Source organism: Pseudoclavibacter sp. JSM 162008 (assembly GCF_041366455.1).
In the GTDB taxonomy this organism is placed as follows: Bacteria; Actinomycetota; Actinomycetes; order Actinomycetales; family Microbacteriaceae; genus Pseudoclavibacter.
Genome location: NZ_JBEWYX010000011.1, coordinates 79479 through 92634, shown reverse-complemented (window position 1 = coordinate 92634; position 13156 = coordinate 79479). Strand labels below are relative to the sequence as shown.

General features: G+C 70.0%; 13 protein-coding genes. 7 read left to right on the top strand and 6 right to left on the bottom strand.

Annotated elements, in window-relative coordinates; all coding sequences use genetic code 11:
* Positions 1-84: 84 nt before the first annotated feature.
* Positions 85-786, top strand: coding sequence for an ATP-binding cassette domain-containing protein (locus ABVF28_RS10910; RefSeq protein ID WP_371030470.1), 702 nt, complete (start codon positions 85-87; stop codon positions 784-786).
* Positions 740-2236 carry a hypothetical protein gene (locus ABVF28_RS10905; RefSeq protein ID WP_371030469.1) on the top strand — a complete coding sequence of 499 codons (1497 nt, stop codon included), beginning with the start codon at positions 740-742 and terminating at the stop codon, positions 2234-2236. Before ABVF28_RS10910 ends, ABVF28_RS10905 begins: the two co-directional genes overlap by 47 nt.
* Here ABVF28_RS10905 and ABVF28_RS10900 read toward each other — a convergent pair.
* Positions 2221-2784, bottom strand: a complete 564-nt coding sequence (locus ABVF28_RS10900; RefSeq protein ID WP_371030468.1) for a dihydrofolate reductase family protein — start codon at positions 2782-2784, stop codon at positions 2221-2223. The genes ABVF28_RS10905 and ABVF28_RS10900 overlap by 16 nt on opposite strands.
* Before the next feature lie 84 nt (positions 2785-2868).
* Between ABVF28_RS10900 and ABVF28_RS10895 the strand changes: the two genes are divergently transcribed.
* Positions 2869-3912: an LLM class flavin-dependent oxidoreductase gene (locus ABVF28_RS10895; RefSeq protein WP_371030467.1), complete on the top strand. Its 1044-nt coding sequence runs from the start codon at positions 2869-2871 to the stop codon at positions 3910-3912.
* Positions 3913-3942: 30 nt separating this feature from the next.
* On the opposite strand, the gene ABVF28_RS10890 is transcribed toward ABVF28_RS10895, so the two are convergent.
* Positions 3943-4506 (bottom strand): dihydrofolate reductase family protein, encoded by a 564-nt coding sequence (locus ABVF28_RS10890; RefSeq protein ID WP_371030466.1) that lies wholly within the window; start codon positions 4504-4506, stop codon positions 3943-3945.
* A 282-nt stretch (positions 4507-4788) separates the two neighbouring features.
* Here ABVF28_RS10890 and ABVF28_RS10885 point away from each other — a divergent pair, with 282 nt between their 5' ends.
* Positions 4789-6411 carry a hypothetical protein gene (locus ABVF28_RS10885; RefSeq protein WP_371030465.1) on the top strand — a complete coding sequence of 541 codons (1623 nt, stop codon included), beginning with the start codon at positions 4789-4791 and terminating at the stop codon, positions 6409-6411.
* A gap of 340 nt (positions 6412-6751) precedes the next feature.
* Here ABVF28_RS10885 and ABVF28_RS10880 read toward each other — a convergent pair whose 3' ends face one another.
* Positions 6752-7561, bottom strand: a complete 810-nt coding sequence (locus tag ABVF28_RS10880; RefSeq protein WP_371030464.1) for a LysR substrate-binding domain-containing protein — start codon at positions 7559-7561, stop codon at positions 6752-6754.
* A 114-nt stretch (positions 7562-7675) separates the two neighbouring features.
* Between ABVF28_RS10880 and ABVF28_RS10875 the strand changes: the two genes are divergently transcribed.
* A complete protein-coding gene (locus tag ABVF28_RS10875) occupies positions 7676-8032 on the top strand; it encodes a DUF5997 family protein (protein WP_371030489.1) in 357 nt (118 codons plus the stop codon).
* Between the two features lie 7 nt (positions 8033-8039).
* On the top strand, positions 8040-8618 hold the full coding sequence (locus ABVF28_RS10870) for an MOSC domain-containing protein (RefSeq protein WP_104311801.1): 579 nt from the start codon (positions 8040-8042) through the stop codon (positions 8616-8618).
* A gap of 404 nt (positions 8619-9022) precedes the next feature.
* On the opposite strand, the gene ABVF28_RS10865 is transcribed toward ABVF28_RS10870, so the two are convergent.
* The 3 genes from ABVF28_RS10865 to ABVF28_RS10855 are packed head-to-tail and all read right to left on the bottom strand — an operon-like array spanning position 9023 to position 12172.
* Positions 9023-10459 carry an NAD(P)/FAD-dependent oxidoreductase gene (locus tag ABVF28_RS10865; RefSeq protein ID WP_371030463.1) on the bottom strand — a complete coding sequence of 479 codons (1437 nt, stop codon included), beginning with the start codon at positions 10457-10459 and terminating at the stop codon, positions 9023-9025.
* On the bottom strand, positions 10449-11090 hold the full coding sequence (locus tag ABVF28_RS10860) for an MBL fold metallo-hydrolase (RefSeq protein ID WP_371030462.1): 642 nt from the start codon (positions 11088-11090) through the stop codon (positions 10449-10451). Before ABVF28_RS10860 ends, ABVF28_RS10865 begins: the two co-directional genes overlap by 11 nt.
* A complete protein-coding gene (locus tag ABVF28_RS10855) occupies positions 11087-12172 on the bottom strand; it encodes an S-(hydroxymethyl)mycothiol dehydrogenase (protein WP_104311803.1) in 1086 nt (361 codons plus the stop codon). Before ABVF28_RS10855 ends, ABVF28_RS10860 begins: the two co-directional genes overlap by 4 nt.
* Before the next feature lie 28 nt (positions 12173-12200).
* Between ABVF28_RS10855 and ABVF28_RS10850 the strand changes: the two genes are divergently transcribed.
* Positions 12201-13136 carry a DUF4031 domain-containing protein gene (locus ABVF28_RS10850; protein ID WP_371030461.1) on the top strand — a complete coding sequence of 312 codons (936 nt, stop codon included), beginning with the start codon at positions 12201-12203 and terminating at the stop codon, positions 13134-13136.
* Positions 13137-13156: the final 20 nt, after the last annotated feature.

Genomic DNA, 13156 nt, shown 5'->3' with positions numbered 1-13156 from the left:
GACGTCGAAGTGCAGACGAACGCCGTCGGCCAGCTGCTGGCGACGTGACTTGCTCAGGGTCTGCGGGCACGGGAGGATGGTCGCATGCCAGCGGTCCGCGTCGAAGGAGCGTCCGTGAGACGCGGCGGCGCCCTTGTGCTCGCCTCAGTCGAGTTCGAGGTGGCTGCGGGCTCCATTTTGTGCCTGACCGGCGAGAACGGTTCTGGAAAGACCACGGTGCTGCGCACGCTCACGGGACAGGTCTCACCGAGTTCCGGCCGCGTCCTCGTCGGTGGGGAACCCGTCGATGAACGGAGCCCGAAGTTCCGGCGAAGGCTCGCGGCGCTGCTCGGGTCGGTCCCCTTCTCCATGACGATGACCGCGCGGGAGCATCTCACCGCGGTGGCCGCCTCCTGGGGTGCCTCGGTCCGCGACGCCAATGCCAGCGCCGATGCGGTGCTCGCGCGTCTCGGCATCCTGGACCTTGCCGATCGCTTCCCGCACGAGCTGTCGTCCGGCCAGTTCCAGCTCCTCTCGCTGGCCACCGCACTTGCACGACCGTTCGAGGTGCTGGTGCTCGATGAGCCGGAGCAGCGCCTCGACGAGCACAGGCGCGAGCTGCTCGCCCGCATCCTGACCGAGGAGCGCGAGCGGGGAGCTGCGATCGTCGTGGCGACCCACAGTCGTCCCCTCATCGATGAGCTTGGTGCAGCCGAGCTGCGTCTCGGGGGCAGCCCCGGTGCCCGAGGCGGCACCCCGGATGACGGTCGCAGGACTGGTGGTGACGATGACCGCGCGGCGGCGTGAGGGCGCCTACCGGGTCTACCTCGCTGTCACCGTTGGGCTCATCGCCGTTGCTCCCATCGTGCGGATGCTCTTCCACGCGCTCCTGCAACCTGCGTCGATCGGCTGGCTGACCTCTGCGGACTTCCTCGAGCAGCTTCGTCTCCTCGCGGCCGCAGTCGGCCCCGTCGGCATGCTCGTGGGTACTGTGCGAGGGCCGGCCCTCCTTGCCCCGTTCGCGACGGTGACGCTCGGCTCGAACCATCTCCCTAGGATGCTCACGCTGCGGCGCCCGTTCGTGAAGAGCCTGATCGTCGCGGCCGCGGTCTCCGCCGCTGTCGTGTGTCTGCCTGGAGCCGCGCTGGTGGTGGGCCTCGGCGCTCGGCCTCTGGCCGTGGTGGCCTGTGCTGTCGCAGCCGTGGCGGTGGCCTCGCTCGGCGTCGTGTCGGCGTTGTTCGGTCAGCTGCTCGTCGGCCCGCGGGTGTGGGCTGGCGCCCTGCTCCTGGCGGTCTGGGGTGCGTCTCCCTTCGGTGCGGGTCACTGGTTCGCGGCGGCTTGGGCCGGTCTTGTCGGCGACGCCAGTGCCGGGATCACCGGCACAGTTCTGCTGGTCGCCTCGGCGGTTGTCGCACTCGCCGGTGTGCCTTGCCTCCTCAATCGTCTGCGCGGTGACGCTCTGCTACTGCAGGCGGGGCGCCGCGAGTCGGCGTCTGTCGCGATTGCCACCGGCGAGCTGGCGGGAGCTGCGGCGACGTACCGAGAGCGCCCCACGACAGGAAGAAGGCTCAGCGCTGTGGTCGGTGGACCACGTGTCCTCCGGATGCTGGTCCGCGACGCGGTCGGCGCGATGCGGACGCCCCAGCGCACGGTGCTCGGCATTCTCGGGCTCGTGGTCGGAGCCGTGCTGCTCGGGTTGGCCACGGGGCCCTCGGGTACTCCCGAGCTTGCGGGCGCGGCCACGTCGACCGGTGCGATCGGTGGCATCGCCGCCGTCGCATCCGTGCTCATGTATCTCGCGCTGGGGAGCTTCGCAGACGGCTTCCGGCATGCCGCCGACGCTGCGGTCGGCGCCGCCGTCTTCGGAACCCCGGTCGGAGAGCAGTTTCTCCTGCACGCGGTGTTCCCAGTGGCCCTCGTCGTGCTCGTCGTCGGCGCGGTCGTCGCGGTGTCAGGGGGTGGTCCGGTACCACTCCTCGTGGCCCTGGCCCTGGTCGCCGTCCGAGCGTTCGATGCCGCGCGGGGTCACCTCCCTCCCCTCTTGCTGACGCCGATGCCGAGCGAGGTCGGTGACCTGTCGGTGATCGCGCGTCTCGCCTGGCAGTTCGATGGCGTGCTCCTCTCCGTTGCCCTCGGTCTCGGCCTCGCGCTGCCGTGGCTGGCAGGTGCGCCGGCGCTCTCGGTTGCGACTCTCACGGTCGCGACGCTGCTGCTCGCCCTCGCGACGTCGGCGAGGCTACGTCAGGGGCGTGGGTAGCGGACCTCGTAGTGCGCGTGCACGAACTGGCCTTCGACGTGCGCCGACTTCAGGTGGAGCGCATCCGCCTCGATGCGACGGGGGAGCACCGGTGCCCCTGACTCGAGGGTGACGGGGGCGATGGAGAGTCGAATCTCGTCGAGCTGCCCGGCCTCATAGAACTGACCAGCCAGGTCGCCGCCACCGACCACCCGCACATCACCATCGCCGGCCGCCTCTGCGATCTCGCCGAAGTGGTCGCTGACGGCGCCTCGGACCAGGCGGATGTCGAGCCCGTCCGGGACCGGGAGCTCACGTGTCGTGAACACGAACGCCGGACGCTCGGCGTAGGAGTCTCGCCACTTCTCGGGATGCTCGTCGAGCCCCTCATGGTTGTAGACCCACTCGTAGGTCGTCGAGCCCATGACGAGGGCACCGACGCCCTTGAGGAACGGGCCGAAGCTGTTGTCCTCAGGCTGCTCGACCACGAACAGCCAGTCGAGCGAGTTGTCGTCGTCTGCGATGAATCCGGAAAGCGTTGTCGCGGTGTTGTAGATCACGTTCGTCATGTCGGCACGGTACCCGCGGCCACCGACAAATCCGGTGGAGGACGGACCGGGAATGCCACGCAGGGCCCGAACGCTGTGTCCTGCATGCGCAAGAACATCGGCTTCCTCTCATTCGGACACTGGCACCCGTCACCCCAGTCGGGAACACGGACCGGCGGTGATGCGCTCGTCCAGTCGATCGAGCTCGCCGTCGCCGCCGAGGAGCTCGGCATCGACGGCGCGTACTACCGGGTCCACCACTTCGCGCGGCAGCTGGCCGCGCCGTTTCCGCTGCTCGCAGCCGTCGGGGCGCGCACGAGCCGGATCGAGATCGGCACGGGCGTCATCGACATGCGCTACGAGAACCCCCTCTACATGGCGGAGGAGGCCGCCGCGGCCGATCTCATCAGCGCCCACTCCGGCGGAGAAGGCCGACTGCAGCTCGGGCTGAGCCGTGGCTCACCGGAGCCTGCCCAGAACGGCGCGCACGCGTTCGGCTTCACCCCGCCGGAAGGGAAGACCGACGACGATCTGGCCCGCGCGAAGACCGAGCTGTTCCGCGCGGCCATCACGGGTGCAGGTCTTGTCGAGGGCAACCCGCAGATGACGGGATCCAACGCCCCACTGCCCATCCAGCCGCGCTCGGCGGGCCTCGACGACCGCATCTGGTGGGGTTCCGGGAGCCGTGCGAGCGCGGTCTGGGTCGCCGAGCAGGGCATGAACCTCATGAGCTCGACCTTGCTCACCGAAGACACCGGTGTGCCGTTCGACGAATTGCAGGCCGAGCAGATTCAGGGCTTCCGTGACGCGTGGGCGGCTGCAGGACACGCGCGCGAGCCGCGCGTCTCCGTCAGCCGCAGCGTCATTCCCATCACGACCGATGAAGACGTCACCTACTTCGGGGGACGCGGCGGCAGCGAAGGCGACCAGGTCGGCATGCTGGAGGGCATGCGCTCTCGGTTCGGGCGCACGTACCAGGGTGCCCCTGACCGCATCGCCGAAGAGCTGGCAGCGGACGCGGCGGTCCAGTCCGCAGACACGCTCCTGCTCACGGTGCCGAACCAGCTCGGAGTCGCCTACAACACGCGCCTGCTTGCGACCATCGCCGAACACGTCGCCCCCGCGATCGGCTGGTCGCGGAAAGCATGATGGCTCAGGTCATCGCCGCGGCGGCCCAGATCACCGGATAACGCGGTAGCGGAGGTGCACGACCCCTGATTCGAAGGTGCGCGAGTCCAGCAGCTCGAGCGCTGTGCGGCGGTTGTTCCGGGAGAAGAACGGGGTTCCGCCTCCCACGAGGACCGGGCAGATGCGAAGCAGGTATTCGTCGATCAGGTCGAGGTCGGCGACCTGGTGTGCGAGTTCCGCGCCACCGATGGCGATCGCGCCATCACCTGGCTCGTTCTTCAGCTGGGCGATCTCCTCGGCGAGCGTGCCGCCAGCGATCCGAGTCTTGCCCCGGACCGCGGTGATCGTGTTCGAGAAGACGATCTTCGGGAGGGTACGCCAGAGCTCCGCGAACTCCTCCTCGAGCTGCCCGTAGTCTCGCTCCTCATCGGTGGGCTCCCAGTAGACCATCGTCTCGTAGAGCCGACGCCCCATCAGGTGGGCGTCGGCACCACGAACCTCGTCGGTCGCCATGCGGAACACCTCCTCGCTGGGGTCGCCCCAGTCGAAGCTGCCGTCCTCGTCCTTGATGTAGCCGTCGAGCGTGAGGGCGAGTGAGTACGTGACCTTCCGCATGAGCGAACCTCCTTGTTCGAGGGTCTGAACCTACCACCGGCGAATGGTGCCGCTCGAAGCGTGCGAGTGGTGCGCGAGACACGCACGGGACCTGGGCTTTTCTGCTGGATTTCCGCGGCCGCCTTAAATGTCGGTGGTCCGGTCCAACATGCAGGTATGTACTCGTACGACGGTGAACCGCTGAAGGTCCTGGGGCTTGACCCCCACGACCCGGCTTCGGTCGAGGCGTGGCGGAAGTTCCTGCTGGACTGGGATGCGGACCTCGCTGTCATGGCAGCCATCGTGGCTGCCGACCAGGTGCGGGTACGCGCGAAGTTGGCGGAGATGGCGTCGGTTCTCGATGCGCTCGACGGCACCGCGGAGCATGCCATGCACGTGCAGTCGGTCGCGGCGGAGGTCGCATTGATCGAGCAGGTCGGGCAGTCGGCGGCCGAAGGCGCGCTGTCGGATGCTGGCATCGCCGTTCGCGAGTTCCCTGGTCTCGTCGATGCGCTCGGTGAGGGGAGCATCAGCGAAGAGCAGCTGCGGGTGCTCACGGGTGCCGGGTTGTCGGTCTCGCATGTCGATTCGGTCGAGCAGGGGGCGCGGCGGGGAGAGTTCGTGCGGGTGATGCTCGCCGAGTTGGGCTCGCGTGTGCTGCCGCCGAAGGCGCTGCGGATGGCCGCGGCTCGGGTCGCGGAGTCGCTGACGGAGGAATCGGTGTCCGAGCGGCACGAGCGGGCGCGGAAGACCCGCTATGTGTCGGTGACGGCAACGGAGAACGGCATGTGCCTTCTGCGGGCGAGGCTCCCGCTGATCGAGGGGACGGCGATCGCCGACCGGCTGCGGAAGCAGGGCAAGGCGCTCATCAAGGCGCGACCGAAACCCGCGAACGCGAAATTCGCCAGGAGCGCGACGAGCGCCGGTACAGCCGGGAGGCGAGGCCCGTTCGGGGCAGGGGCAAATGCCGATGCCGATGCCGCTGCTGGCGCCCGCGCCGAGGCGCATGTCAATGTCGACGCCCGCACCGATGTCGCCGCCGATGTCGACGCCCGTGCCGACGCCCATGTCGATGCCGGCGCCCACGCCGATATCGACGCAGCTGCCGACCCCGCCGTGGGTGCGCCTGATGAGCGCACCATCGGCGAGGTCAAGGCCGACCTGTTCGCGGATATGCTGCTCACGTCCGACCCGATGTCCTGCGCCACTGCGGCGGGCATTCAGGCGAACGTCGCCTTCACGATCCCGATCCTCTCTGCCCTCACCGCGCCGGGAAGAAGCGGCGCGGCCCGTGATGCCAGTGCTGTTGCCGGTGCCGGCGTGAGCGGCCCTGATGGTACGGGCGGCGTCGTTGCCGGCGCCAGCCGCGCGTCAGGCGCTGCCCGCCTCACCCCGGCTCCAGCTCTGCTCGACGGCATGGTCCCGGTTCCGCTCGAAGAGGCGATGCGTCTCGCCGCGAATGCGCCGTCGTTCCTCCGGATCCTCACCGACCCGATCACGGGCACCGTCGAAGCCGTCGACAGCTATCGCCCTACGGCGGCCATGCGGAACTTCCTGGCCGCGCGCGACATCCACTGTCGCTGGCCCGGTTGCCGACAACCCGCCGCGAGATGCGACCTCGACCACACCCACGCCTGGGAACACGGCGGCACCACAACCCTGGAGAACCTCTGCGGGCTCTGCAAACACCACCACGTCATGAAACACTCCACCGCCTGGAGTGTCGAACAACTCGGCGGCGGCATCCTCGACTGGCGCACCCCAAGCGGCAAAGCGCGCACAGACAGACCCGAGCACCACGACGTCTACTTCACCCCCAACGACGACTACCTCACGCCGGGAGAGTCATCGCCAGCAAACCGCGGGACGAGTCCGCCCGCTGCCGAGCCCCCGGAAACGAGAGCAGCAGATGAAGCTCCGTTCTGACCGAGGCCCCAGGGTTCGCGGCCCGGCAGCGCGGACAGGCGCTACCGATTGGCGACACGCTTCGGTCAGCCGGGTGACACCGCCTGGCCAGGCGACAGCGGTTGGCCGGGGGACAGCGGTTGGCCGGGGGACAGCGGTTGGCCGGGGGACAGCGGTTGGCCGGGGGACAGCGGTTGGCCGGGGGACAGCGGTTGGCCGGGGGACAGCGGTTGGCCGGGGGACACCGGTTGGCCAGGCGACACGACATGCGCCGTGTGCCCCTGATTCGGCGCCTGGCGCGCGCAGACCCGACGGAGAAGGACGGGCAGCGTCCGAGACGCGTACAGAATCTTTGCCGGGCTTAGCGGCGTTTGCGCTTCCCGCCCGAGCCGCCAGCCTTGGCCCGCTTCGCAGCCAGCTGGGCGCCACGGCTCGTGCCGGACGACGTGCCGATCCGCTTTGCGGTCGCCCGCTTCTTCTGCTGCTCCTTCACCCGGCGCTCAGCCTCGGCGAGCGCCTGCTGCTCCTCCCGCTGCAACGCCGCCGACTTCGCGCCCGTGCGGCCTCGCGAGCTCCCGGCCGTCCGTCCCCGGACGATGCCCACGAACTCCTCCGTGTCGAGGCGATCATCCTCAGCGGCCCAGATGATCGACACCGGAACCCGGGGGAGATCGCTGATGACCCGGTAGGTGACGTCCTTCCGCGCGTGCTGCCGAGCGACGGACTGCGGGACGACGGCAACTCCAGCGCCTCCAGCCACCAGCTCCATCGCATCCGCGGCGTCGGTGGTCATGGCCGACGCGCCCGAGTCGAGACCGAGCCGCTCAGCGGCCTCCGCCCAATCCGGCGTCCAAGCTGCCAGCACCAGCTGCCAGTCGTCGAGCTCCTCGAGCCGCAGCGGCTCGTCGACATCGAGGTCCGACTCGACGGCGACCACGGCCACCACATCCTCGGCGAACAGGTCGATGGCGTTCACGCCATCACGGTCGAAGGGATGGCGCACGAAGGCGACCTGCGCAGCATCGTCGAGGACAAGCTGGCGAGCCTCGGCCGCGTGCACGGTCGTGAACTCCAGCGGCGTCTCCGCTTGTCGCTCCTCCCACACACGAGACCACTTGCGTGGATTGATGCCGGGGGCGAGAGCGACCGTGAGGTGCGTCGGAGTCTCCATGCCCGCAAGGCTACTGGGTACGATGCACAGATGAGCGAATCAGAGGGCACCTCGACCGACAACCAGCCGACGGACGAGAACCAGACCGCAGCCGAGCGCGGTTCCGAACAGACCATGAAACCGGCCACCGCAGCCAAGAAGCTCGGCATCTACCTGCCGGCCACCCCGGGGACGTTCCAGGAGACCCCGCTCACCCGCAGCGCCTTCCTCGAACTGCAGGAGACCCCGCCAGAGTGGCTCCGAGAGCTGCGCCGCACCGGCCCCCACCCGCGCGACGTCGTCGCCCGCAAACTCGGCATCACCAACTCCGGCCTCGCCAGGGGCGGCGTCACCGAAGCACTCACGACCGCCGAGATCCAGGCGCTCCTCGAAGAGGCCCCGTCATGGCTCTCCCACGAGCGCGGCGTCCAGGCGAAGGTCCGCGCCGAGGACGCCCGCGTCGCCAAGCTGCACGCCAAGCGCGCCAACTGAGCCGACCTTGGCCAGTCTGCTCGCCGTCTGCGCCGTCGCGCAGCTCCGCCGGGACCCCGGCGCCATCGGCGTGACCGCCATCGACAAGCGCCCCGTCGATGGGGCCGTCAAGGTTGGCCGCTACGGGGTCTACGGCGACGTGCAAGCGGACCGCAAGCATCACGGCGGCCTCGACCAGGCCGTCTACGCCTACTCTCAGTCCGACGCCGACTACTGGGCGGCAGAGCTCGGACGAGACCTCCCACCGGGGTTCTTCGGCGAGAACCTCCGCATCGACGGGCTCGACGTCAACGAGCTCCGTGTCGGCGACACCCTCCGCATCGGCGACCCGACCTCGGCGAGTTCGTCCCGCAGCGTCGAGCTCGTCGTCACCGCCCCACGCGTTCCGTGCCAGACCTTCGCCCGCTGGGTCGGCGGCCACGACGAACGTGGCTGGGTCAGACGATTCGGCTCGACCGGCCGTGTTGGCGCGTACCTGCGCGTCGCGAAGACGGGCAGGGTCGCCGCGGGTGACGCCATCGAGATCGTTCCGGGTGCCGTCGGAGCGCCGACCGTGCGAGAGGTCTTCGCCGGCGCTGGCGCCTGAAGCCGAGCCCCGCGTCAGGAACGCGACGGACAGGCACCTACGCAGGCGCCCAAGGCGGGCGCCCAAGGCAGGCGCCCAAGGCAGGCACTCAGGGCAGGAGTCCAAGGGCAGGCACTCAGGGCGGGAGCCCGAGGGCAGTCTTCGGAGGGCAGGCCCTCAGTGCAAGCGTCCGTGGGCAGTCGTCTGAGGGCAGGCCCTCAGGGCAGGCGCCCGAGTGCAGTCGTCGGAGGGCAGGCCCTCAGGGCAGGCCCTCAGTGCAGGCGCCCGAGGACAGGCGAGCGCGGACACGCTCCCGAGGCAGGCGCCCGTGGATAGGGGCCGGGGGCAGGCGAGCGTGCATCGAGCACCCACCCCCGTGCCGCCCGCCCCCGGGCCGCCCCAGCGCTGCCCCCGTGCGCCGTCCGCTACTCGGGGCGCCCGTAGGCCTCGAGGAGACGCAACCAGAGTTCGCTCATCGTCGGGAACGACGGCACCGCGTGCCAGAGCCTCGACAGCGGCACCTCCCCGACGACTGCGATCGTCGCCGCGTGCAGCAGCTCGCCCACGTCGGGCCCGACCATGGTGAATCCGACGATGACGCCTCGGTCCTCGTCGACGACCATCCGGGCCGTGCCCTCGTATCCCTCGGCGTGCAGCGACGCCCCGGAGACCTTGCCGATCGGGACGTCGACCGACCGCACACGAAGGCCCTGCTTCTCCGCGGCCGTGCTCGTGAGACCGACGGCCGCGACCTCGGGGTCCGAGTAGACCAGCTGCGGCACCGCGACGTGGTCGGCCGTGGCCACGTGGGCGCCCCACGGCGCGTCGTCGAGAGCACGGCCCGCGGCCCGAGCCGCGATCGCGTCGCCTGCAGCCCGAGCCTGATACTTGCCCTGGTGGGTGAGGAGCGCGCGATGGTTCACGTCGCCCGCCGCGTACAGCCAGTCGCTGCCTCGCACCAGCATCGTGTCGTCCACGTCGATCCACGAACCAGGCTCGAGCCCGGCCACCTCGAGGCCCACGTCGTCGGTGCGCGGGACGCGGCCCGTCGCGACGAGCAGCTCATCGCTCTCGAGGACGCGACCATCGTCAACACTCACCGCGACGCGGCCAGCAGCGTCCCGGGTCACGCTCGACGGCGAAGCGCCGAGGATGACCTCCGCACCCCGGGAGCGCAGGGCGTCAGCCACCGCCTTCCCGGCGAACTCCTCGAACCCGCCGAGCACGCGGCTCCGGACGAGCAGCGTCACCTTCGCACCGAGGTCCGTGTACGCGGTCGCGATCTCGACCGCCACGACACCACCGCCGATGATCGTGATCGACTCGGGGATGCGCTTGACGGCGGTCGCCTCTCGGCTCGTCCACGGGGACGCGTCGGCGAGGCCGGGGATATCGGGCAGCAGCGCCGCCGAACCGGTCGCGATGACCACGGCAACCCTCGCCGCGTACGTGGTGTCGCCGACGGTGACCTGACGTTCTCCCGTCAGACGCGCGTGCCCGCGGACCAGGTCGATGCCTGCGCCAGACAGCCACTTCACCTGACCCTCGTCGTCCCAATCGGAGACGTAGGAGTCGCGCCGGGCGAGAACGGCCGAGACGTCGAGGTCGCCGGTCGCGGCTTCCCGAGCGCCGGGGACTGCGCGCGCCGCGCGGAGCGCTGAACCGCTGCGGAGGAGTGCCTTCGACGGGATGCATGCCCAATACGAGCACTCGCCGCCGACGAGCTCCTTCTCGACGATGAGCGCCTTGAGGCCGCCACGCACCGCGCGGTCCGCGACGTTCTCGCCGACTGGGCCCGCGCCGATCACGATCACGTCGTAGGCGGATGCGTCGGCTGCCCCGGCCTGTGTGTCAGTGACCACGCGCGATCCATTCCTCGAGATGCCCAGCTTCCGCGCCGATCGACGTCGCGTCGCCGTGTCCCGTGAGCACCGTCGTCTCCGGGGGCAGGGTCAGCAGCCGCTCCGAGATCGAGGCGATGATCGTCCCGAAGTCGCTGTAGCTGCGTCCCGTAGCGCCCGGGCCGCCGCTGAAGAGCGTGTCGCCGCTGAAGAGCGTTCCGAGCGCCGGCGCGTAGAAGCACACCGACCCGGGCGAATGGCCTGGGGTGTGGAGCACCTGCAGGTCGACCTCGTCGATCAGGATGCGGTCGTCGTCGGCGAGCTCGATGTCGGGTGCCGTGTCGGGGTAGACGGCGTCCCAGAGCATCCGGTCGCCGCCGTGCAGCGCGATGGGCGCGTCGACGAGAGAAGCGAACTCCCGTGCCGCCGCGATGTGGTCGTCGTGCCCGTGCGTGAGGAGGACCCGGCGCACGCGCCGATCTCCCACCGCGTCCCGGACCGCCTGCGCGTCGTGGGCAGGGTCGATGACCACCACGTCGTCGTCGTCGCCGACGAGGTACACGTTGTTGTCGACGTCCCACGTCCCCCCGTCGAGGGAGAACGTGCCGCTCGTCACGATGCGATCGATGCGCACCTTCCCGTGGCCGCTCACAGCTCCACCACCGATCGGAGGACGGTGCCGTCCTTCATCCGCTCGAACGACGCCTCGATGTCCTCGATCCCGATGCGCTCCGACACGAACGCGTCGAGGTCCAGCCTGCCGAGACGATACTGCTCGACGAGCATCGGGAAGTCGCGGCTCGGAAGGCAGTCGCCGTACCAGGACGACTTCAGGGAACCGCCTCGACCGAACACGTCGAGCAGCGGGAGCTCGAGGCTCATCTCGGGGGTCGGCACCCCGACCAGGACAACCCGGCCAGCGAGGTCGCGCGCGTAGAACGCCTGCTTGTACGTCTCCGGTCGCCCGACGGCCTCGATGACGACGTCGGCGCCGAAGCCGCCCGTGAGGGCGCGGACTCCCTCGACGACGTCCTCTTCGCGGGAGTTGATGGTGTGGGTTGCGCCGAAGTGCGCCGCACGCTCGAGCTTCGCCGCGTCGATGTCGACGGCGATGATCGTGGTGGCCCCTGCGAGGGCGGCACCGGCGATGGCCGCCATGCCGACGCCACCGCAGCCGATGACCGCGACCGACTCGCCGCGCTTCACCTCACCGGTGTTGATCGCGGCTCCGATGCCGGCCATGACACCGCAGCCGAGGAGGCCGACCGCCGCCGCGTCCGACTCCTCGTCGACCTTCGTGCACTGTCCGGCGGCGACGAGCGTCTTCTCGATGAAGGCGCCGATGCCCAGCGCGGGGGAGAGCTCGGTCCCGTCCTCGAGCGTCATTTTCTGCGTCGCGTTGTGCGTGTTGAAGCAGTACTGCGGCTGCCCCTTCGCGCAGGCGCGGCACTCGCCGCACACGGCGCGCCAGTTCAGGATGACCCGGTCGCCGACCTCGATCTCGGTCACACCCTCGCCGATCGCCGACACACGACCCGTGGCCTCGTGGCCGAGCAGGAACGGGAAGTCGTCGCTGATCCCACCCTGCTGATAGTGGAGATCGGTGTGACAGACACCGCTCGTGATGATGTCGACCACGGCTTCGCCTGGCCCCGGATCGGGGACCAGCACCGTCTCGATCGACACCGGTTCGTTCTTGCCACGGACAACTGCACCTTTGACACGGGAGACCATGTGGCAAGGGTAGTCGTAGTCTCTCTGGATGGTCATCCTGATCGATCCGCCCGTCTGGCCCGCGCACGGCACGACCTTCTCGCATCTCGTCTCCGACTCGGCCCTCGGAGAGCTGCACGAGTTCGCGGCGCGGGCCGGCATTCGAGACCGGGCGTTCGACGTCGACCACTACGACGTGCCGGCCGAGCAGTACGAGGCCCTCGTCGCGCTCGGGGCCGAGCCGGTTTCGGGCTCCACGCTCGTGCGCCGCCTCGTCGCCGGTGGCGTGCGGGTGCCAGCCAGGGACCGGCCGAAGCGAGCCCGCCTCACCCTGATGCGCCGCTGGGACGAGCTCGGAATGGGGGACGATCAGCTGTCGGCGACGGATGCTCTCCGTGACGACCTGCTCGACGCCTGGTCAGCCCCCGCCCGCCACTACCACGACGCCACACACCTGCTCTCGGTGCTCGACGCCATCGACACCATGCGCCTCCGGGCCGCCGAGCTCGGCGCCTCGCTGAGCGAGCGGGAGCTGCTCACGGCCCGACTCGCCGCCTGGTTCCACGACGCCGTCTACGAGGGCGCCGCGGGTGACGACGAGCGAGCGAGCGCCGCCCTCGCCGTGGAGCGGCTCGGTGCCCTGGGCCTGGCACCCGAGCTCGTCGGCGACGTCGAGCGCCTCGTGCTGGCGACGATCGACCACGAGGTCCAGCGAGGGGATGCGGCGGGGGAGATCCTCATGGACGCGGACCTCGCCGTGCTCGCCAGGACCGAGGACGGCTATGCGCGCTACGTCGCCCTCGTGCGGCGCGACTACGCGCACGTCACCGACGAGCAGTGGCGCGTCGGCCGAGCGTCGGTGCTTCGCGCGCTCCTCGGATCAGCACACCTCTTCGTCTCGCCTGCGGCCCCCGAGGACTGGGAGCCGCGAGCACGACGCAACCTCGAGCGCGAGCTGAAGGGTCTCGAGGCGAGCGCGAGCTGACCGGCCGCGCCGGCTGGCCT

Bases quoted from the DNA above. Each gene is read 5' to 3' on its own strand.
- ABVF28_RS10910 (WP_371030470.1), top strand. From the start codon at position 85: ATGCCAGCGGTCCGCGTCGAAGGAGCGTCCGTGAGACGCGGCGGCGCC.
- ABVF28_RS10855 (WP_104311803.1), bottom strand. From the start codon at position 12,172: ATGGTCTCCCGTGTCAAAGGTGCAGTTGTCCGTGGCAAGAACGAACCG.
- ABVF28_RS10900 (WP_371030468.1), bottom strand. From the start codon at position 2,784: ATGACGAACGTGATCTACAACACCGCGACAACGCTTTCCGGATTCATC.
- ABVF28_RS10875 (WP_371030489.1), top strand. From the start codon at position 7,676: ATGAAACCGGCCACCGCAGCCAAGAAGCTCGGCATCTACCTGCCGGCC.
- ABVF28_RS10905 (WP_371030469.1), top strand. From the start codon at position 740: ATGACGGTCGCAGGACTGGTGGTGACGATGACCGCGCGGCGGCGTGAG.
- ABVF28_RS10890 (WP_371030466.1), bottom strand. From the start codon at position 4,506: ATGCGGAAGGTCACGTACTCACTCGCCCTCACGCTCGACGGCTACATC.
- ABVF28_RS10850 (WP_371030461.1), top strand. From the start codon at position 12,201: ATGGTCATCCTGATCGATCCGCCCGTCTGGCCCGCGCACGGCACGACC.
- ABVF28_RS10880 (WP_371030464.1), bottom strand. From the start codon at position 7,561: ATGGAGACTCCGACGCACCTCACGGTCGCTCTCGCCCCCGGCATCAAT.
- ABVF28_RS10895 (WP_371030467.1), top strand. From the start codon at position 2,869: ATGCGCAAGAACATCGGCTTCCTCTCATTCGGACACTGGCACCCGTCA.